Origin of the sequence: Bradyrhizobium sp. INPA03-11B, assembly GCF_040446015.1 — a bacterium.
GTDB lineage: Bacteria > Pseudomonadota > Alphaproteobacteria > Rhizobiales > Xanthobacteraceae > Bradyrhizobium > Bradyrhizobium macuxiense_A.
Genome location: NZ_JASGSR010000053.1, coordinates 36,677 through 53,958, shown reverse-complemented (window position 1 = coordinate 53,958; position 17,282 = coordinate 36,677). Strand labels below are relative to the sequence as shown.

Here is a 17,282-nt window from a genome sequence, read left to right as displayed (position 1 = left end):
TAGGCACGAACCGCGCGCGGGATGCATGCTCAAAGAATGAGCGAAGCGGCGCGGCCTCCGTGATGCAGTGCGAGATCGTGGCGTTCAGGCCGGCTTCTTCGCGCGTGCCTTCTTCGTACGAGCCTTCTTCGCCGCGATGTTGTCCCGCGCCATCGTAAGCGCGCTGTGCAGCGTGAGCTGGTCGGCTTTCGCAAGACGGACATTGGTGCTGCCGCTCTTGCCCCAGCCGCCCGGCACCGGCCGGAAGATCTCCGGCTCGGCCTCGACCACGACAGCCTGCTGTTCGGGCGTCAGCTTCACCATGCCCCAATCCTTGTCGGGATAGCCGAGCGTCGCGAAGATGCGCTTGCCGACGCGGAAGTCGACTGTACCGTTATGCGCGCCTTCAATCACTTCGGGCAGGCTCAGCGCTGTGCGGCGGAAGCGGTCTGCGGACATGGTTGCCAACGCGATCTCGTCGGCTCACCATATCACGGACAGCGGACGATCAATCGCTCGCCTTCAGGACATTCAGCGCATACCATCCCCAATAAACGCGATGACGCTGGATCAGGCCGTCCTTGATCTCCATGACCTCGACCAGATCCATCTGGTCGCCATCCGGGGACTGGCGCGGATATTCCCAGGTAAGGATCCGGCCGTCGCTGAAGAAGCCCTGCTTGAAGCGCCGCCGCTGCGGCGGGTTGGTGCGGAACACGCGTGTGATGAACTCGCGTACTGCGTCCCGGCCTTGGACGATGCCGTCTTTGCTCTGCATCAAATGCTGCACCAGCGGGCTCTCGATCGATGCATCGGGCGCGTAGAGCGCGAGCGCCGCCTCGAGGTCCTTGTGGCCGAGGGCCTCGTCCCAGAGCCTGTAGATGCGTTCCGCGTCTTGGTTGGCTTCGGTCATGATTGTTCCCTTGTGTGTCGTCGACTGCCGCCGATCTGACCGGAAGCAGCGGCCCTGACGTTTCAGGAAAATCTGAAATGAGTTTCGCGATATCGCGAATGCGGGTAGGACGATTTGGTCCGATAGGGAGGACGATGCGGTGGGATCATCCCAATCCGTGCAGACGGGATTTTCGCGGATCGCCGAGGCACTGGGCGATCCGGTGCGCGAGGCCATGGTCAGCGCGCTGGCCGACGGCAAGGCGCTGCCGGCGGGCGAGCTTGCCGCGGTCGCCGGCATTTCGCCGCAAGGCGCCAGTGCGCATCTGCAGAAGCTGGTCGATGCGCGCGTGCTGTCGGTGTGGGCGCAGGGCAGGTTCAGATATTACCGGATCAGGGACGACGACGTCGCGGCGCTGATCGAGAACCTGGTTGATCTCGCGGCGAAAGCCACTGCCGCGCCCAGGCGTGCGATGCCGGCCGCGCAGCTTAGGCAATCGCGCACCTGCTACCATCACCTTGCCGGCCAGCTCGGCGTGCTGCTGTTGAATGCGCTGGTGCGCCGCCGCCTCGTCATCATCGACGGCCGCGATGGTCGCGTCACCGAGCAGGGGCTGGCGTGGTGCCGCGCCGAACAGATCGATTTCGATCCGGCGCGGCAGCCGCATCTGCGGCTTTGCAATGACTGGACCGAGCGCGTACCGCATCTCGCTGGTCCCTTTGCCAATGCCGTGCTGGCGCGGCTGGTCGAGATGCGCGGCGTTGCGCCGCATCGGATTCCGCGCGCGTTGCGGATCACCGATCGGGGGCGGGCGTTCTTTGACCGGCTCGGTGTGCAGGTTCCGTTCTGAGAGCGCGTGAATGAACTAGCGGCCGTCCTCGACCTCGGTTTCCGGGCGGTCGTTGCCGGAGGCGGTCTCGGTCAGCCATTTGCCGTCCGAGGTCTCATACTGGATCGCCTCGGTGCGCCCGGGAACGCGTTGCTCGTTGGCGGCGCGCCGGGCGGCGGCGAGCGCTGCGGCACGGGTTGGAAACGGTTCCGAGAACACCCCGTTGACGGTATAGGCCCAGCCGCCGTCGTGCTGGACAACCTTGTAGATCACGTGGCTCATCCGGAACCCTCGTTTCCGTCGTGGACGATGAGGCTGCCAGAATAGACCACGATGTCGTATTTTGCAGCAGCCGATCGTCTTTGAGAGAGCCGCCCCGCTGGTGCGGGCGAGGGAGACCGACATGTGCCGCAATATCAAGACGCTGTTCAACTTCGAGCCGCCCGCGACCGAAGACGAGATCCACGCCTCGGCGCTGCAATTCGTGCGCAAATTGTCCGGCTTCAACAAGCCGTCGCAGTCCAATGAAGCCGCCTTCAATCTTGCCGTGGCCGAGGTTTCCGCTGCTGCGCGAAAACTCCTGATCTCGCTGCAGACCACGGCGCCGGCGCGCGATCGCGAGGTCGAGGCGGAGAAGGCGAAGGAGCGCTCGCGCCTCCGGTTCGGCTGAGGCCCAGCGCATTCCGTGACACAGGTCACGGTCAGGCGTCAGGCCGCCGGGCATCGTTGCCGTTCATCCCGGCCCCGGAGCAACGCCATGAAGCCTGCCGCCCTGCTCACACTCTGTTCGATTGCGTTCGCCGTGCTCTGGACCTGCGGCATGCTGTGGTCGAGCGGCACGATCGACCTCGCCAACGTCATCATCCTGTCGGCGTGCGGGGCGTTCGCGGGTGTTGCATGGTACTACGCGATGCGCTGGGTCTTCCAGCTCATGCAGCTCGCGCGGCCGTCCGATCCTCCGCCAAATCCCGGCGCGGAGCGGTAAGCATCGGGTGCGCGCTCATGCAGGCGGTTCGTAGCCAATGATGCGGACAGGGCTGGCCGCATCGTTTGCGCGATGACAAGAAGGGTTACTTCTTGTCCTTCTTGCGGTGCTTCTTCTTTTTCTTGTGATCGCCGTCCTCGTCGTCATCTTCCTCGAGATCGATGTCATCGACTTCAAGGGCGATCGCCTCCGCGGCCGCGCGCTCGACGGCATCGCGTTCGGCCTGCTCGGCGGCTTCACGCTCCTTGGTGCGCTTGTAGTCTTCCCAGGCGTCGAAGATCATGTGCAGCCAGGGCATCACCTGCTCGATCGACGGCAGTTGGCCGGGCGGGCCGGCTTCACCACGCGGGCCGGCCGGTCCCTGCGGCCCCTGTGGACCTGCTTCGCCGCGCGGCCCCTGTGCGCCTGCCTTGCCTTGCGCACCCGGCTTGCCCTGGGGGCCAGCCTTTCCGACCACGCCCGCCTTGCCCTGCGGACCCGGCTTGCCGCGCGCACCTTCCGGCCCCGGCCGGCCGGGATGTCCCTGCGGTCCGGGCTTTCCCGGCTCGCCCTGACGGCCCTGCGGCCCCTGTGCCCCTCGTGCCCCCTGGCGGGAAGTTGTCTCGTCAGCCACTGATATGCTCCGTCGCGATTTGAAGCCGCTTGTAACAGAGGTTGGACGACGGCTTCAATTCTGGCGGCCGCCACCGATGCGAGCGATCAACAGTCATAATTCCATGGTCATTATGACAACGGAGGACGCATTGCGGGTTCTGGACGGCAGCTACGGCGAAGCATCGCAACCGCTCGACATCGTCGTGACGCGGCACGATGTGTTTGAGGAAGCGGCCTTTCGTGGCACGGGTGTGCTCGATCTCTATGAGGAGCTGTTTCCCGCGAGCGAGCGCGACAGCCCTGACGACATCGTACGCTGGCTGCTGTCGGACGATGTCGGCGAGATCAGGCAGTTCAGCGTCGACGGCCGCACGATGTCCTACCGTCTCGACTCGCGCTGCTTCATCCTGCGCGCCGCCGGGCGCGCGATCGGGCTCGGCTTCTTCACTTATGATCACGCAAGCGATCTGATCTTTTGCAACCACGTCGGCATCGGGAAGACGTGGCGTGGCAGTGGCCTGGCGCGCGCGTTCTACCGCGAGATGGTCGACATGCTTGACGCGTTGTTTCCGCGTAACATCGGCGTGGTGCTCGAGGTCGAGCCGTTCGATCGCGATCGCGTGGCTGCGATCATCGCCGAACTCGAGCGAACGGGCAGGCGCCAACTCGCCGTGGACGAGCAGGATGATATCCGCCGATTGCTGCGCGCGCGTTGGTACGACAAGCTCGGCTATGGCGTGTTCTGCAACGCGCGGACGATGCAGCCACTCCTGTGCCGCTCGCCATGTCTTGATCCTTGCCTGCCGTCATCGGATTGGGCAGCAGGTGAAGAAAACTACTGGCTGATGTGGCAGGCGCGGACCGGCGCGCCCTCCGCCGACGGGCGCGGAAGCGAGTTCTGGCAAAATGCTGTCGTCGCGATCTACGTCGAGATCCTCGCAAAGTCCCTCGTCGATGACGATCCGAACGGACGGCGCGACTATTGGGACTATGCGACCGCGCTGGTGGCCAAGACGATGCAACAGACCGCGACGACCGACATGCGTCTCGCGCGCTGCCTCGGTGACGAGGACAGCGCGCTGCTGTCACGCTGGCGGCGGCTTGCGATCGATCTCTCGATCTAGGGCCTGATGAGACTAGGTTGAGCTAAATCGACGGCGGAAATTCACCTCTCCCTTGGGAGAGGTCGGCGCGTAGCGCCGGGTGAGGGGGTACGGTCTATCGAGAGCGCAAGAGCCCTCACCCGGATTGCACTGGACGATGCTTCGCATCGCCAGGCGCAATCCGACCTCTCCCCGACGGGGAGAGGTGAACCAAGGCCGCGCCGAGCCGAAACTCATCCCGCTTTAGGGCCGGCTAGGCCGCGGCGTGCTCGCTCAGCGGCACGTCGATGCCGTCGGCCGAATATTCGCGGATCTTGTTCCGCAACGTTCGGACCGACAGTCCCAGCACGCGCGCGGCGCGGGTGCGATTGCCGTCGCAGCGCGCGAGCGTTTGCAGCACCAGTTCCCGCTCGACTTCGTCGACGGTCGCGCCGATCAGCAGTGGAACGATTTCATTTGGAGCCAGCGACGGCAGCAGTGCTTCCGGCGACGGTACGGTGGACGCGTATGACATGAACTCCTCCCGATCAAGGCCCGCCTCGTCGATGAGGCGGAGACATCGAGAAACCAACTACCCCGTACATCCACGGTGTGCCGGTTTGGTTAACAAGACCTTAACGCGTCGCTAACTCCCTGCTTTGTAAGCAAAATACCCAGAAATCGCCACGATTGCGGTTCCATCCGTCACAGTGTCCTGTAGCCGCCGTCGACCATCACGATCGATCCGGAGACATAGGCCGAGAGGTCAGAGGCGAGGAAGATCGCCGGGCCGACGATGTCCTCCGGCTTGCCGGCGCGGCCGAGCGGGGTGTGGTCCATGAACACCTTCACCAGATCGGGATTGGTTGCGCGCACCTTCTCGTTCAGCGGCGTTTCGATGAAGCCGGGGCCGATCGCGTTGACCCGCACGCCGTCCTTGCCGAGTTCGGCAGCCAGCGCCTTGGTGAAGCCGAGCACGCCGTGCTTGGAGGCGGTGTAGGCCGGCGAACTCGGCGTGCGCAGATGCACGAAGGACTGGATCGAACCGATATTGACGATGCGCCCCTTGTTCTTGCGCAGCGGCGCGAGGAACGAATGCGTGACGTTGAAGACGCCGGTCAGATTGATCGCGATGATGTCTTCCCAATCCTTGATCACCGCATCGTCCGCGCCGAGCATGCCGTTGCGGCGCGCGATGCCGGCATTGTTGACCAGAATCGAGACCGGTCCGACCTTGTCGGCGACCTGCTTTGCCATCGCGATGCAGGCGGCGCGATCGGTCACGTCGAGCGCAAAGCTCTCGGCCTTGCCGCCGGCGTTCCTGATCTCCTTGGCCGCCTCCGCCACCGCATCGCCGTTCATGTCGAGCAGCACCACCCGCGCGCCCTCGCGGCCGTAGCCGAGCGCGATGGCGCGCCCGATGCCCGAGCCTGCACCGGTGATGACGGCGATGTGATTGTCGAGAAGGGCCATGGCGTTTCCTCGTTCTGATTTATGAGCGTTGTCGACAACACTATTCAAAACTGCGCCAACCGAAACGCCAAGCCGCGTTTGCGCGTTGCTGTCATCCATATTCGGATGACAGTACGGACCGATCATGGACCCGCATATCAGACACTGGAAAGTTGCGATCGAGCGCTTTTGCGCGGTGGCCGATCCCGACTATCGCGAGATGGCCAAATTGATCGCCGAGATCGCCACGACCGATATCGACGAGACGCTGCGGCATGCGGCCGCACAGGTGCTGCCGATCCTGCGCCAGGCAGCGCTGAAATCGGCCGACCGCCGCACCAAATCGATGGCGCTGCGCCGTCTTGGCATCGTCAGCGATGCGCTTCACATGCTGTCCGCACCGCAGTTCGGCCGCCGTGGCCTGACGCCAAAGGTGCTGTCGCAGGAAGAGCGCTACCGGCAATTGCTGGGCCTGCCGTTCGGCCGTCGCCTTGCGGCGACCGAGGTCCATCAGGCGTTCAAGCGCGCCGCCAAGACGGTGCATCCTGACGGCGGCGGCAACGGCGCCGCGTTCCTCGAACTTGCCGCCGCGCGTGACGCGCTGATCAAGCATCATTGATGCTTGATCGCGTGATGCCCTGACAGCAGAAGAGCGGACGCCGCGTTGTTGCCGCGTGTCCGCCCTGTGCGTGATCGGTGAGTGCTCAGAACGCGCAGGTGCCGTTGTTGAGCAGTCCGGTCTTGTAGGTGAACGAGGCGTCGAAGGTCGGCAGCTCCTCGCTGACGACGGCGAAGTTTGCGGGCCACGGCGTGGTCGGGATGCTCTGGTCCCAGATCTGGCAGAAGCCGGTGTCCTGCCAGCGGATCAGATGATACGGGTTGGCGCTGGCGGGGCTTGCCGCGGCAAGCACGGACACGGTGGCGGCAATGGCGGCACAGGCAATCGCGAGACGACGCATCGAAAATCTCCGGTTTGAATATGTGAATGCTCCGCGGGCAATTCCTGGAGCTCAGGGGCCGATCGCCCCGGACATGCAGTGAGTGTTGCAACCCCGGGAACAGGTTCAACGCCGGTTGCACGGAAACAGCCGTCAACAGATCGGCCGGCGCTGTGCCAAATTGCGCCTGGTCACGCGCTTGCTACAGTCGCGCATTGCGATTCGCGCCGGCGTCGCGACGCAAGAAACTCGACGTGAGCAAATCTTGGGGAGACTGCACATGAAATTTTCATCCACCCTTCGTGTCGCACTGGTCGCGCTGCTGGCGTTCACGGGACTTGCTTTCTCTTCGGCCGCCCGTGCCGACAGCGGCTTCGTGACGCTCACGATCTACAAGGCCGGATGGATCATCGGCGGCTCCGGCGGCAGCGGTGTCCTGACGTTCCGCGGCCGCTCCTATCGGCTGTCCACCGGCGGTCTCGATTATGGCCTGGTGTTCGGCGGCTCCAAGACCGTGCTGCGCGGCCGCGTCAGCAACATCAATCGTCCGTCCGACGTTGCCGGCGTCTACGGTGCAGCCGGCGCGGGGCTTGCCGTCGGCCGCGGCGCGCGTGCGATCGTGCTGACCAATCAGAAGGGCGCGGTGCTGGAGCTGACCGGCCACCAGGTCGGCCTGATGGCCAACGCCGACCTGAGCGGGCTTGCGATCACGATGCGGTAGGCCATTTCGTTCAATCCGTCCCCGTCATCCTGAGGAGCGCGTCTTCGCGCGTCTCGAAGGATGCACGGCCCGGCTGGTGGCCGATTCATCCTTCGAGGCTCGCCGAAGAGGCTCGCACCTCCAGCGACAACGGCAAAGCCGTTGCGCGGGGATGACGGGGGTGAGCACTATTGAGCGAAGCGGCTACTGGCTTCGCGTGAAGAAAACGCGTCAAAACAAGAATCTAGAGCCCCGTTCCGATTCCATCGGACCGGAAACGACTTTAGCGCGTGCGCCTGTGCGATTTCTGGATATTAGAAATGTACCTGTGAGTTGCCCGACGTGTCAAGTGGCCTAGTCGAGCGCCTGCCGCCGCCGGCTACTGTGCATGGGGTTGTTTTCGATATTTTGGCAACGTCTGCCCGCGATTGCACTGCCTGCGGGCATAACCTGAACGCGGCGGTACCTACCTGAACAGATGCAGCGCTGCGTATTGCAGCAGCATGATGGTCTTGGCGTCGACGATGCGGCCGTCGCTGATCATGGCGAGTGCGTCGTCGACCGCAAGCTCCAGCACCTCGATGTCCTCGCCCTCGTCGGCGAGGCCGCCGCCGTCACTGACACGCATCGCGGCATCGTATTCGGCGACGAAGAAATGCAGCTTCTCGGTGACCGCGCCGGGCGTCATGAAGGCTTCGAATACCTTGCGCACGTGATCGAGCCGGTAGCCGATCTCTTCCTCCCCCTCGGCGCGAATGCGCTCTTCCGGCGCGGCATCGTCGAGCATGCCGGCGGCGGCCTCGATCAGGAGATCATCATAGCCGTTGGCGAAAGCGGGATAGCGGAACTGGCGCACCAGCACGACGGTGCGGGTGTTCAGATTGTAGGGCAACAGCACCGCACCGTTGCCGCGGTCATAGACCTCGCGCACCTGGGTCTGCCATTCGCCATTGCTGCGGCGGTAGTCGAAGGTCGCGCTCTTCAGCTCGTAGCGGCGCTTCGACAGCAGCTGGACGTCCTTGACGCGGACGCGGTCGGCGATGCTCATGCGTCGATCCTCGAACTTGTCACGGCGTCGCTTCGCGACCATCGAGCCATTTGGCCAGCATCACCGAGGTTGATTCTTCGTAGCCGAGCGTTTGGTAGAATGCGCTCGCCTTGGCGTTCTCCCGCCGCACCAGCAATTGCAGCTTCGGCACGCCGGCCGCACGCAGCCAATCCTCGACCGCGGCCATCATGGTGCGGCCAAGGCCCTTGCCCTGGCGGTTGGGATCGACCGCGACGTAATAGACCCAGCCGCGATGGCCGTCATGGCCGACCATCGCGGTTGCGACGATCGTGTCCGAGTTGCGGCCGACCAGCACGGTCGAACTCGGTCCGCGTCGCGCCAGTGCAATGTCGGAAGCGGGATCGTTCCAAGGCCGTGTCAGGCCGCAGGCCTGCCACAGCGCGACGACGTCAGAGATGTCGGCGTCGGTGATTGGTGCGATGGCGAGGGAGGGAGAGGGCATTGTCGTCTGCACGGTCACAGCACCTTGCCCGGGTTCATGATGCCGAGCGGATCGAGCATCGCCTTGACCTGCCGCATCAGTTCGATCGCGACCTTGTCCTTGACGTCGGGCAGTTCGTCGCGCTTGAGCACGCCGATGCCGTGCTCGGCCGAGATCGAGCCGCCCATCCGCAGCACGATGTCGAACACGACGGCGTTGACGTCGTGCCAGCGCGCCAGGAAGTCGGCCGCGTTGGCGCCGACCGGCTGGCTGACATTGTAGTGGATGTTGCCGTCGCCGAGATGGCCGAACGGCACCGGCCGTGCGCCGGGGATCAGCTTCACGACAGCCGCGTTGGCCTCCGCGATGAAGGCGGGCACGGCCGCGACCGGCACCGAGATGTCGTGCTTGATCGAGCCGCCCTCGGGCTTCTGCGCCGCCGACATCTCGTCGCGCAGCTTCCAGAACGCCTGGCGCTGGCTCAGATTGGCGGCGATCACGGCATCATCGACGATGCCGTCTTCCATGCCCTGGGCGAGGATCGCCTCCAGCGTGTCGCGGGCATCGTCGCGCGACGACGACAATTCCATCAGCACGTACCAGGGATGCTTGCTCTCAAGCGGATCGCGGATATCGATGCCGTGGCGGATCGAGAAATCGACCGCGACGTCGGCGAGCAGTTCGAAGCTGGTCAGGCTGCCGGCCGCCTGATTGCGCGAGATCGACAGCAGCTTGAGCGCGGCCGCCGGCGATTTCAGGCCGACATAGGCGGTCTCGACCGCACGCGGCCGCGGAAACAGCTTCAGCGTCGCCGCGGTGATGATGCCGAGCGTGCCCTCTGCGCCGATGAACAGGTTGTGCAGGTTGTAACCTGTGTTGTCCTTCTTCAGCTTCGACAGCGCGTTCAGCACGCGGCCGTCGGCCAGCACGACCTCGAGCCCGATCGCCATCTCGCGCGCCACGCCGTAGGCGAGCGCTCCGGTGCCGCCGGCATTGGTCGAGAGGTTGCCGCCGATGGTGCAGCTGCCCTCGGCGCCGAGCGACAGCGGAAACAGCCGATCGACGTCCGCCGCCTTCTGCTGCGCGATCTGCAGCACCACACCGGCCTCGCAGGTCATGGTGTTGGATTCGACATCGATGTCGCGGATCTTGTCGAGGCGCCGCAGCGACACCACGACCTCGCCATTGTGCGGCGTCTGCCCGCCGACCAGGCCGGTGTTGCCGCCCTGCGGCACCAGCGCGATCCTGTGCTCGCTCGCGAGCTTGCAGATCGCGGCGACCTCAGTGGTCGAGCCCGGGCGCAGCACCAGCGGCGAACGGCCGTGGAACAGGTCACGCTCCTCGGTGACGTAAGGCTGGATGTCGGCGGCATCGGTCACCGCATATTTCGCGCCGACGATGGCGCGGAATTTTTCCAGCAATTCGGGCGGAAGCGGCGGCACCGCTGATTGGACGATGTTCATTTTTTCTTGGTCTTTCACTCAGCCGGGGTTCTTAGTTTACGCATGACCTCCGCGCAAACGCGTCGCGTTTGTCGCGAGGGAAAACCGGTTTCCACTCTTCCGGGTCATGCTCGTTATCGCCCAACCGCTGCGCGGCGCAGCCGGTCATTGATGGCTTCGCCCAGCCCGTCCTCGGGAATGGGCATCACTGCGATAGCATCCGCGTTTCTTGTGTCGAGCGTGCGAAGGTAGCCGAACAGGTTGGCGGCGGCCTCGGCGAGATCGCCGCGCACGGACAGGTTCATCTCCACCAGGGCGCATTCCCGCCGCGCGACCTTGGCTGGCCCGAACGCCAGCAAGGCTTCACCGACATGGACGTCGCTGGCATTGAGCCGGACCGGGGTTCGCGGCGCATAGTGCGAGGCGAGCATGCCCGGGGCGATCGGCTGAGCGTCGTTCTCGACATCCTGCGGCGGCGATTGCAGCGGATGGCCGAGCACGCGCTCGATCTCGGCGCGGGTCAGTCCGCCCGGCCGCAGCAGCACCGGATCGGAGAAGCAGCCGACGATGGTGGATTCGACGCCGACCTCGACCGGGCCGCCGTCGACGATCATGTCGATGCGGCCAGCCAGATCGCCGTTCACATGCTCGGCGGTGGTGGGCGAGACATGGCCGGAGAGATTGGCCGACGGTGCTACCACGGCACCGCCGAACGCCTTGATGATGTCGCGCGCCACCTTGTGGGCCGGGATGCGTATCGCGACGGTGTCGAGCCCGGCGGTCGCGAGTTCCGCAACCGGGCAGGACAGCGCCTTCGGCAGCACCAGGGTCAGGGGGCCGGGCCAGAACGCGTCCGCCAGGCGCAAGGCCTGGCCGTCGAACAGGGCGATCCGGCGGGCGGCGCCGAGATCGGCGACATGGGCGATCAGCGGATTGAAGGCCGGCCGGCCCTTGGCCTGGTAGAGCCGGGCAATCGCAGAGGCGTTGCCGGCGTCGGCGCCGAGGCCGTAAACCGTCTCGGTCGGAAACGCCACCAGGCCGCCCTCGGCCAAAACCCCAGCGGCGGTGGCCGTGGCGGCGGCGCCGGCGGGCAATACGTGCGTTTTCAGACCTGTATCCACTGTGACTAGATTCCTCAATTGGGTGCCCTGTGGTCCCTTGCGGTCCCCGAAACCCGACGCTATAAGCCCGGCTCTTAGTCGGAGTGTGGCTCAGCCCGGTAGAGCACTGCGTTCGGGACGCAGGGGTCGCAGGTTCGAATCCTGCCACTCCGACCATTCATTTTTCAGAACTTTAGCGTTTAGCACTTTTTTCGGCCCCAGAAATAGCCCCGGAAATGAGAACCCTCGACCCTGCCGTTTGTGACAGAGGGGACCCAGGTTTCAAAGCACATCAGGCTTAATCGCGGCCCATCTGCCGACAAGAAATTTCATCTGGGATATCGCGGCACATCGAATCCAAATTTCACGACGGCTCGCGTCCCTTCATGTGCCACTTGAAGACTCAATTCCTGTGGAATGATGGAATTCTATCGCAAGCAAGAGTTGCGTTGAATGTCCTGTTCTGCAAACGTTCTTGCGTTGGAACGTGGGTGAAATGGCTGTAGAGGTGTTTGTTTCGTATAAAAAAAGAGGTTGCGGAGCAGCTTGCTGCGCACCTTCCTGCTTGCGGCTTGGCTGTCATCCATGACCGTCCGTGCTCAGGTGTTGAAGCGACTGTTTGGATGCTCCGGCAATCAATGCGCGTTCCCGATGTGCAAATCACCGGTTGTCGATGGCTCAAAGGTACTGGGCGAAATCTGCCATATCGCGGCAGCCAGCAGTAGCGGTCCGCGTTACGACGCAAGCCAGACTGACGAGGAACGCGACGGTTTTGACAACCTAATCTTGCTTTGCCCAAACCATCATACTGTGATTGACGCCGATCTCGAATCCTACACCGTCGAGCGACTGCAGAAGATGAAGAAGGAACACGAGGCTCGCTCAGGCACGCGCCCGTCAGACGAGACCAATGCGGCCATCGTCCTTTTGCTCGATCAATCGATACACAATGAGAACCAGTCTGGCGGCCTAGCTGCGCACACCGTGAATGCCGGCGCGATCAATATCTACGGTAAGGGTAGCGAGGAAAGAACCCGGACCTCGCAAGCCGTTGAAGTGCTGTGGGGCATCATCCTAGCGTTCAAACAAGAGTTCGGGGATGTAGTGTTCATCGACACTATCTTCACGCCGCAGGAGCTGAATGAGTTTTTCAGCGGCAGAGCCTCGCACCCGATGTTCGAAACCATAGGCCACTATCGCCCGATTGATGCAGTCGTTGAAAAGATGACCAAAGCGAATTTCAAAGATGCCGAGCGGGAGCGGCCGTTCATTTCGCCTCGGCTATGGTCGATCTACTACTGCATCCAGGCGGTCTACGCGCGCGCTGCCAGCCTCTTCCAACTGTCCTTCAAGGAACAAAGATATCGGGATTGGCGTGATGACGACGGCATCGCCGCGCACCTCCGAGCAATCTTGTCGGAAGCAGGAGTCCAGCAGATCAAATCAAAAGGCACCTACGCGCTTCAGACTTTGAACAGCTCTCTGGAACAGCTCTTCCTCGAAGTTGCGAGCAAAGATCAGGGGCGAGATCAAGGCCATGTATGAGACATGGCCGGTGCAGAAGCGGATCGACGAAGCCAGGCTGATTATCAGGAGTCTAATTGATCACGTCCATTATCTGCTCGATCTGCACGAAAACAATGCGGTCGCGATCTATTCCGACGTTTTGGTCAAGCAGATCACGCGCGATGACACCGGGGCGGCGTTTAGAGTCTTCCAGTCAGCTATGCACCAGTTTGAGCTTGTCCGGCTGTGCGCTCTCTGGGATAGTGCCCAAGCTGACCGGCAATCAATTATGACCGTGGTGGAATTGGTAGACAACGACGACGTCATTTTGGCGCTGGCCGAAGAAACGTACGCTGCCTATGCCAATCTCTCCACCGCGGTCTACCATCAGGATCATGAAACCGAGGAAATTCGAAAGCTGATTGCGGATGCGATCAGCCGTAGTAACGCGGAGTTTGGTGATCAGCAGGCCTGGCGGGCCATCGACGATCTCAAAAATGCAATCAAGGCTACCCGAGAATTTGAAAGCAGCGAGCTTATGGCCGCGTTGAGAAATCACCGCGACAAATACCTGGCGCATTCCCTTCGCTCGACCCGCCGTGAAAAGCTTGGACCGATAGCCTCATTGAAATACGGCAATGAGACTGCAGTGTTGGAGAAGTCATTGCCGATCGTTGAAGCACTTTATTGTTGGGTAAATGGGACCAGCATTTCGCTTGCTGAATCCCAAGAGTCCGATCGCAAGAATGCGATTGCGCTATGGGGAGCATGCCGATTTGAGGCCGACGTGGTGTAGCAACAGACGCCAAAGATGTTCGTCAGATTAGCTGGCACCTGGGTTACCCCTCAGGGCTTTTCCGCGCCAGGTGTTCAATCATTTCATTAAAATCGATACCAAGACCAGCGAGGGTCGGCTGCAACAGGAAAAAGTTTGTAGCCGTCGCCAGGCCGCCGGAGGGAGTGCTGTCGTTCTTCGCCGCGCTAGACGCTCTGCCACTGGCCAAGGTTTCTGTTACGCGGAGTAACAGATTTAGCCGGCGATCGTTGAAGATTGGTTCGGCCGTACCGAGCGTTTCCAGAAGCGCTTTTGCCTCGGCCAAGCGTTCCAGTTTGCCCGACCAAATCGCGATAGCGGCGTAGGTGAATACAAAATCTTCAAACTCGTGACGCAGCAGCGTCTGTCGCCTTACACTATCGATTTCGCTTTCGGCCGCATCGATCTGCTTGCGATACAACAAGCATTCCGACAGGTGGACTTTATCAAGATCGGAGCCGCCAAGCGCAATCGCTTCGCGAGACGCGGACTCTGCCTGATCCCATTCTGCGGCAAACCGGTAGCTGTTACCTAGTTCGCGATAAATGTCGGCTTTACCTTGTCGGGTCCAATGATCTTCAAGTAGTAGGCCCTGAAATTCCGCGGCCGATGACTTCAATATCTGCTTGTCACGCCTAACACTTCCCAGTAGCTGCAAAGTCGGCAGTAAATGTGTTTCTCATAACCTTTGAGCGGTTGGTCAGCTGTCGTCAGCTGCACCATGGAAATTACGTCGTTTAGCTGCTGTTCGGCGGTTTGAGCATCGCCGATCATAAAGTACTGGACGGCTTTCGCCCCTTGGTACTGCAGCACGGTCTCCCGATCGTCATCTAGTTCGAGAATGCGGTCGAGCATTTCGATGCGGGCTGCAAAAGGCAGATCGTCAGATTGAAGATCGACGTATAGCCGCAGCAGCTCAACGTCCTCTTCGTTTTTTGTGATTGGACCCGCTTTCGCCAGTTCCTGCCGTGCTTTTTCGCGATCGCCCCCAGGACCAACATGATAGAACGCTTTGTGATACACAATTTTCCTGTACCAGAGTTGATGTTGGATATTGTTGCGAAGCCGATCCAACACGGCGGGCCACTCTTCCCAGAGTCCGAGCCGGAAATAGAGCCAGGACAAATGGCCGACATAGGCATTCAGGGCGTTCACATCGATGCGCAGCAACCTTAGTCCGACAGCGCCTGCCGCGAGTGCAGGTGCCGTGTTTGTTTTGTGCCAGATTGTATACTGAGTCACGTCGGCGCGGGTCGCGAGGAGAGCGCGGTCCAAATGCCTGTTCTTCATGGCGGCCGTGTACGCTTTGCCGATGTCAAAGTCCGGCAGGCGCGGCCAGCAGCAATCTTTAAATTTCTTTCCAGAAGCGCACGGGCATGGCTCGCTCCATCTTGGTTTCCATCTTCGGCGTGTCGTCATCCTTACACATCGTTCGTTTGAAGGCGTTTTTGGATATTGCCTTCTTCGAGACGTTTTGCTCGCCCTTCTTGCACTCTAACTCCATCGTTAAGCCAACACGGTAGCGCTACTGGACCGTGGCAACGAGGACCTATCGGCTGACCCTAGCCGACATCAAAGCACGAATACCCATCGGCGAGTAGTGCTCGCTGTGCCGGCGTAAATGCCGACACTGTATCAGGGGTTGCCGACCTCGAAGGCCAGCAGAACGTTGCCGGGCAGGCCGCCCCACTGCGCGTAGCCGGAATTGACGTACAGCATGCCGTCCACGACGATCGGCCCGGGTCCGTCCATCGCGCCGCCATGGCCCGGAACGCCGTTCACCGTGCTGTACTCGCGCGCAGTGTCGATCTCCCAAAGCAGCTTTGCGTCATCGCTTGCGTAGGCACGCAAGAAACCGCTCACGCCGCCCGAGAACACGACGCCGGGAATCGCGGTGACCGCGGCGGAAAGGGCAGGACTGCATTGCGGGCGATCGCCACAGGCAACCGGCGCCACCTGCATCGCGATTTTCCCGGTGGCAAGCTCGAGGCCGAACAGGCCGCCGCCTTCGCTTGAGTTGAGACGCCTCGAGCCGTCCTTCAGGAACCGCACGTCCGAGTTGGCGACATAGATTCGGTCCTGGTCCGCGGCGGAGCCCCATTCGGTCCCGCCCAATGGGCCACCTTGGCCGATCCGCGTCTGCCAGAGGATCTTGCCCTCATGGTCGGGATCCAGCGCATGCACCACGCCGGATTTCTGGCCGATGACCAGCGCGCGATGTCCGCCACGCAGGTTCACCAGGATCGGCGATTGACCGAAATCGTGGTCGGGGCCGCGGTCCTCCGGACAGTTGCTCTGGTCGGTGCCGAAACATGCGACGACAAAGCTGTCCTTGGGCGTGGCCTGCTGATGCCAGAGCATTTTGCCGGTCTCGAGATCGAATGCGAGGATGGCATCGCTGGTGTCCGTTGCCGGGTCGGCATAGCTGTTCGACGTCGCAACATAGAGCGCCTTGCGCTGAACGTCGATCGTGGGAGCGGACCAGACCGACGCGCCGGCCGGACCGAACAACTGGGTCCCGATCGCGTTCGCCCTGGTCGGATGCGGCGCTTCGGCGATCGTGTAGGTCTTCCAGACCTGCACGCCGGTCTCGGCCTTCAGCGCCACGACGCTGCCGCGAAACGTGCAGCATTGGTAGGTGGGGCGCGACCCAATGGCCTCCTCGATCGACGACACGCCGACATAGACGACGCCGGAATAGAAGACGGGCGCGCCGGTGATCCGGGCGGCCAGATGATCCTCGATTCTGGTCTTCCAGATCAGCGTGCCGGTTGCCGCATTCACGGCGTAGATGTTGGCGAGCAGATCGCCAAAGAAGACGACCGGCTGGCCGTCATCCATCGCGGCGAAATTGATCGCCGCCCTGACCGGCGCCTCGGTCGGAAACACCCAACGGGTGCATCCGCTCTTGGCATCGAGCGCGTGGACCTTGCGGTCGGTGCCGCCGACGAACAGCAGGCCGCCGATGACGGTCGGCTGAGCGAACGCGATCGATGCGCCGGGAAACCCGAAAGCCCATTTCAGACGCAGCCGGGAGATCTGGTCCCGCGTGAGGCCGGCCATCGCTGCCGGCTGAAACCGGCTGTTGTTGATGTCAGCGCCCCAGCCGTTCCAGCGAGGCCCGTCGATCGGCTGCGGAAAGCCGGTTTGGCCCTGCGCGCATTGGCCTGGGTTCTCGGCCGCCGCATGCGAAGCGGCCTTTCCGGTGACGAGCGAGGCGATCGCCGCCCGCTCGTCATTGCTCAGTCCCTGCGCGAAGGATGCCATCGGGCCCGTGGTGATCGCACCCAGAACGTCATCGAACGACCTTGACTGCAGCGCGGCGCGGCTCGGCGCCCGAATATTCGCGTCGGTACTGTCGTGACACTGCGCGCAGCGCTGCGCGTAGAGGGCGGCACCGCCTTGCTGCGCTGTCGCAGGCAGGCAAGACCCGATCAGGATGACGGCAATCGCAGCACTCAGTTTCATCGCGCTTCACC

The 17,282-nt window shown here is 62.6% G+C and carries 22 protein-coding genes and 1 tRNA gene; 9 read left to right on the top strand and 14 right to left on the bottom strand.

Translation table 11 applies throughout. The features are described from left to right. Window positions 1–84 precede the first annotated feature (84 nt). Together QMZ05_RS22300 and QMZ05_RS22295 are read right to left on the bottom strand one after the other, a co-directional pair. Window positions 85–438 (bottom strand): MmcQ/YjbR family DNA-binding protein, encoded by a 354-nt coding sequence (locus tag QMZ05_RS22300; protein WP_353702691.1) that lies wholly within the window; start codon window positions 436–438, stop codon window positions 85–87. Window positions 439–487: 49 nt separating this feature from the next. After that, window positions 488–892: a nuclear transport factor 2 family protein gene (locus tag QMZ05_RS22295; protein WP_353702688.1), complete on the bottom strand. Its 405-nt coding sequence runs from the start codon at window positions 890–892 to the stop codon at window positions 488–490. 157 nt (window positions 893–1,049) lie between these two features. Here QMZ05_RS22295 and QMZ05_RS22290 point away from each other — a divergent pair, with 157 nt between their 5' ends. After that, window positions 1,050–1,721, top strand: coding sequence for a metalloregulator ArsR/SmtB family transcription factor (locus QMZ05_RS22290; protein ID WP_353702687.1), 672 nt, complete (start codon window positions 1,050–1,052; stop codon window positions 1,719–1,721). Window positions 1,722–1,736: 15 nt separating this feature from the next. Here QMZ05_RS22290 and QMZ05_RS22285 read toward each other — a convergent pair whose 3' ends face one another. Further along, window positions 1,737–1,982: a DUF2188 domain-containing protein gene (locus QMZ05_RS22285; RefSeq protein WP_304496867.1), complete on the bottom strand. Its 246-nt coding sequence runs from the start codon at window positions 1,980–1,982 to the stop codon at window positions 1,737–1,739. A 121-nt stretch (window positions 1,983–2,103) separates the two neighbouring features. Here QMZ05_RS22285 and QMZ05_RS22280 point away from each other — a divergent pair, with 121 nt between their 5' ends. Both QMZ05_RS22280 and QMZ05_RS22275 read left to right on the top strand, forming a co-directional pair. Continuing rightward, window positions 2,104–2,370, top strand: coding sequence for a DUF2277 domain-containing protein (locus QMZ05_RS22280; protein WP_353702686.1), 267 nt, complete (start codon window positions 2,104–2,106; stop codon window positions 2,368–2,370). 87 nt (window positions 2,371–2,457) lie between these two features. Further along, window positions 2,458–2,685: a hypothetical protein gene (locus QMZ05_RS22275; RefSeq protein WP_279709611.1), complete on the top strand. Its 228-nt coding sequence runs from the start codon at window positions 2,458–2,460 to the stop codon at window positions 2,683–2,685. A gap of 85 nt (window positions 2,686–2,770) precedes the next feature. On the opposite strand, the gene QMZ05_RS22270 is transcribed toward QMZ05_RS22275, so the two are convergent. Beyond that, window positions 2,771–3,298, bottom strand: a complete 528-nt coding sequence (locus QMZ05_RS22270) for a collagen-like protein (protein ID WP_353702685.1) — start codon at window positions 3,296–3,298, stop codon at window positions 2,771–2,773. Between the two features lie 130 nt (window positions 3,299–3,428). Between QMZ05_RS22270 and QMZ05_RS22265 the strand changes: the two genes are divergently transcribed. Then, window positions 3,429–4,403 (top strand): hypothetical protein, encoded by a 975-nt coding sequence (locus tag QMZ05_RS22265; RefSeq protein WP_353702684.1) that lies wholly within the window; start codon window positions 3,429–3,431, stop codon window positions 4,401–4,403. A gap of 232 nt (window positions 4,404–4,635) precedes the next feature. Here QMZ05_RS22265 and QMZ05_RS22260 read toward each other — a convergent pair whose 3' ends face one another. After that, window positions 4,636–4,896 (bottom strand): helix-turn-helix domain-containing protein, encoded by a 261-nt coding sequence (locus QMZ05_RS22260; protein ID WP_016840962.1) that lies wholly within the window; start codon window positions 4,894–4,896, stop codon window positions 4,636–4,638. Window positions 4,897–5,066: 170 nt separating this feature from the next. Continuing rightward, complete coding sequence (locus tag QMZ05_RS22255) at window positions 5,067–5,834, bottom strand: SDR family oxidoreductase (protein ID WP_353702683.1); 768 nt, start codon at window positions 5,832–5,834, stop codon at window positions 5,067–5,069. A 124-nt stretch (window positions 5,835–5,958) separates the two neighbouring features. Between QMZ05_RS22255 and QMZ05_RS22250 the strand changes: the two genes are divergently transcribed. Then, window positions 5,959–6,432 carry a hypothetical protein gene (locus tag QMZ05_RS22250; RefSeq protein WP_353702682.1) on the top strand — a complete coding sequence of 158 codons (474 nt, stop codon included), beginning with the start codon at window positions 5,959–5,961 and terminating at the stop codon, window positions 6,430–6,432. Window positions 6,433–6,517: 85 nt separating this feature from the next. On the opposite strand, the gene QMZ05_RS22245 is transcribed toward QMZ05_RS22250, so the two are convergent. Next, window positions 6,518–6,772 (bottom strand): hypothetical protein, encoded by a 255-nt coding sequence (locus QMZ05_RS22245; RefSeq protein ID WP_353702681.1) that lies wholly within the window; start codon window positions 6,770–6,772, stop codon window positions 6,518–6,520. Window positions 6,773–7,031: 259 nt separating this feature from the next. On the opposite strand from QMZ05_RS22245, the gene QMZ05_RS22240 reads away from it, so the two are divergent. Beyond that, complete coding sequence (locus QMZ05_RS22240) at window positions 7,032–7,472, top strand: hypothetical protein (RefSeq protein WP_353702680.1); 441 nt, start codon at window positions 7,032–7,034, stop codon at window positions 7,470–7,472. Window positions 7,473–7,917: 445 nt separating this feature from the next. On the opposite strand, the gene QMZ05_RS22235 is transcribed toward QMZ05_RS22240, so the two are convergent. The 4 genes from QMZ05_RS22235 to QMZ05_RS22220 form a co-directional block, all read right to left on the bottom strand. Then, a complete protein-coding gene (locus tag QMZ05_RS22235; RefSeq protein WP_353702679.1) occupies window positions 7,918–8,499 on the bottom strand; it encodes a GDP-mannose pyrophosphatase in 582 nt (193 codons plus the stop codon). A 19-nt stretch (window positions 8,500–8,518) separates the two neighbouring features. After that, window positions 8,519–8,962: a GNAT family acetyltransferase gene (locus QMZ05_RS22230; RefSeq protein ID WP_353702678.1), complete on the bottom strand. Its 444-nt coding sequence runs from the start codon at window positions 8,960–8,962 to the stop codon at window positions 8,519–8,521. 14 nt (window positions 8,963–8,976) lie between these two features. After that, window positions 8,977–10,404: an FAD-binding oxidoreductase gene (locus QMZ05_RS22225; protein ID WP_353702677.1), complete on the bottom strand. Its 1,428-nt coding sequence runs from the start codon at window positions 10,402–10,404 to the stop codon at window positions 8,977–8,979. Between the two features lie 113 nt (window positions 10,405–10,517). Further along, window positions 10,518–11,504, bottom strand: coding sequence for an L-threonylcarbamoyladenylate synthase (locus QMZ05_RS22220; RefSeq protein ID WP_353702676.1), 987 nt, complete (start codon window positions 11,502–11,504; stop codon window positions 10,518–10,520). A 79-nt stretch (window positions 11,505–11,583) separates the two neighbouring features. Between QMZ05_RS22220 and QMZ05_RS22215 the strand changes: the two genes are divergently transcribed. The 3 genes from QMZ05_RS22215 to QMZ05_RS22205 all read left to right on the top strand — a co-directional run bounded on the left by QMZ05_RS22215 (window position 11,584) and on the right by QMZ05_RS22205 (window position 13,785). After that, window positions 11,584–11,660: transfer RNA gene (locus QMZ05_RS22215), tRNA-Pro, on the top strand. A 369-nt stretch (window positions 11,661–12,029) separates the two neighbouring features. Further along, a complete protein-coding gene (locus QMZ05_RS22210) occupies window positions 12,030–13,028 on the top strand; it encodes an HNH endonuclease signature motif containing protein (RefSeq protein ID WP_353702675.1) in 999 nt (332 codons plus the stop codon). After that, window positions 13,021–13,785, top strand: a complete 765-nt coding sequence (locus tag QMZ05_RS22205) for a hypothetical protein (protein WP_353702674.1) — start codon at window positions 13,021–13,023, stop codon at window positions 13,783–13,785. The genes QMZ05_RS22210 and QMZ05_RS22205 overlap by 8 nt, the downstream gene beginning before the upstream one ends. 43 nt (window positions 13,786–13,828) lie before the next feature. On the opposite strand, the gene QMZ05_RS22200 is transcribed toward QMZ05_RS22205, so the two are convergent. The 3 genes from QMZ05_RS22200 to QMZ05_RS22190 all read right to left on the bottom strand — a co-directional run bounded on the left by QMZ05_RS22200 (window position 13,829) and on the right by QMZ05_RS22190 (window position 17,271). Next, entirely contained in the window at window positions 13,829–14,422 is a 594-nt protein-coding gene (locus QMZ05_RS22200; protein WP_353702673.1) for a hypothetical protein, read from the bottom strand. Then, window positions 14,419–15,222, bottom strand: a complete 804-nt coding sequence (locus QMZ05_RS22195) for an SEC-C domain-containing protein (protein ID WP_353702672.1) — start codon at window positions 15,220–15,222, stop codon at window positions 14,419–14,421. The genes QMZ05_RS22200 and QMZ05_RS22195 overlap by 4 nt, the downstream gene beginning before the upstream one ends. Before the next feature lie 216 nt (window positions 15,223–15,438). Continuing rightward, complete coding sequence (locus QMZ05_RS22190; RefSeq protein WP_353702671.1) at window positions 15,439–17,271, bottom strand: PQQ-binding-like beta-propeller repeat protein; 1,833 nt, start codon at window positions 17,269–17,271, stop codon at window positions 15,439–15,441. Window positions 17,272–17,282: the final 11 nt, after the last annotated feature.

Bases quoted from the DNA above. Each gene is read 5' to 3' on its own strand.
- QMZ05_RS22280 (WP_353702686.1), top strand. From the start codon at position 2,104: ATGTGCCGCAATATCAAGACGCTGTTCAACTTCGAGCCGCCCGCGACC.
- QMZ05_RS22225 (WP_353702677.1), bottom strand. From the start codon at position 10,404: ATGAACATCGTCCAATCAGCGGTGCCGCCGCTTCCGCCCGAATTGCTG.
- QMZ05_RS22230 (WP_353702678.1), bottom strand. From the start codon at position 8,962: ATGCCCTCTCCCTCCCTCGCCATCGCACCAATCACCGACGCCGACATC.
- QMZ05_RS22190 (WP_353702671.1), bottom strand. From the start codon at position 17,271: ATGAAACTGAGTGCTGCGATTGCCGTCATCCTGATCGGGTCTTGCCTG.
- QMZ05_RS22285 (WP_304496867.1), bottom strand. From the start codon at position 1,982: ATGAGCCACGTGATCTACAAGGTTGTCCAGCACGACGGCGGCTGGGCC.
- QMZ05_RS22260 (WP_016840962.1), bottom strand. From the start codon at position 4,896: ATGTCATACGCGTCCACCGTACCGTCGCCGGAAGCACTGCTGCCGTCG.
- QMZ05_RS22205 (WP_353702674.1), top strand. From the start codon at position 13,021: ATGTATGAGACATGGCCGGTGCAGAAGCGGATCGACGAAGCCAGGCTG.
- QMZ05_RS22300 (WP_353702691.1), bottom strand. From the start codon at position 438: ATGTCCGCAGACCGCTTCCGCCGCACAGCGCTGAGCCTGCCCGAAGTG.
- QMZ05_RS22235 (WP_353702679.1), bottom strand. From the start codon at position 8,499: ATGAGCATCGCCGACCGCGTCCGCGTCAAGGACGTCCAGCTGCTGTCG.
- QMZ05_RS22240 (WP_353702680.1), top strand. From the start codon at position 7,032: ATGAAATTTTCATCCACCCTTCGTGTCGCACTGGTCGCGCTGCTGGCG.
- QMZ05_RS22245 (WP_353702681.1), bottom strand. From the start codon at position 6,772: ATGCGTCGTCTCGCGATTGCCTGTGCCGCCATTGCCGCCACCGTGTCC.
- QMZ05_RS22255 (WP_353702683.1), bottom strand. From the start codon at position 5,834: ATGGCCCTTCTCGACAATCACATCGCCGTCATCACCGGTGCAGGCTCG.
- QMZ05_RS22275 (WP_279709611.1), top strand. From the start codon at position 2,458: ATGAAGCCTGCCGCCCTGCTCACACTCTGTTCGATTGCGTTCGCCGTG.
- QMZ05_RS22295 (WP_353702688.1), bottom strand. From the start codon at position 892: ATGACCGAAGCCAACCAAGACGCGGAACGCATCTACAGGCTCTGGGAC.
- QMZ05_RS22250 (WP_353702682.1), top strand. From the start codon at position 5,959: ATGGACCCGCATATCAGACACTGGAAAGTTGCGATCGAGCGCTTTTGC.
- QMZ05_RS22195 (WP_353702672.1), bottom strand. From the start codon at position 15,222: ATGACGACACGCCGAAGATGGAAACCAAGATGGAGCGAGCCATGCCCG.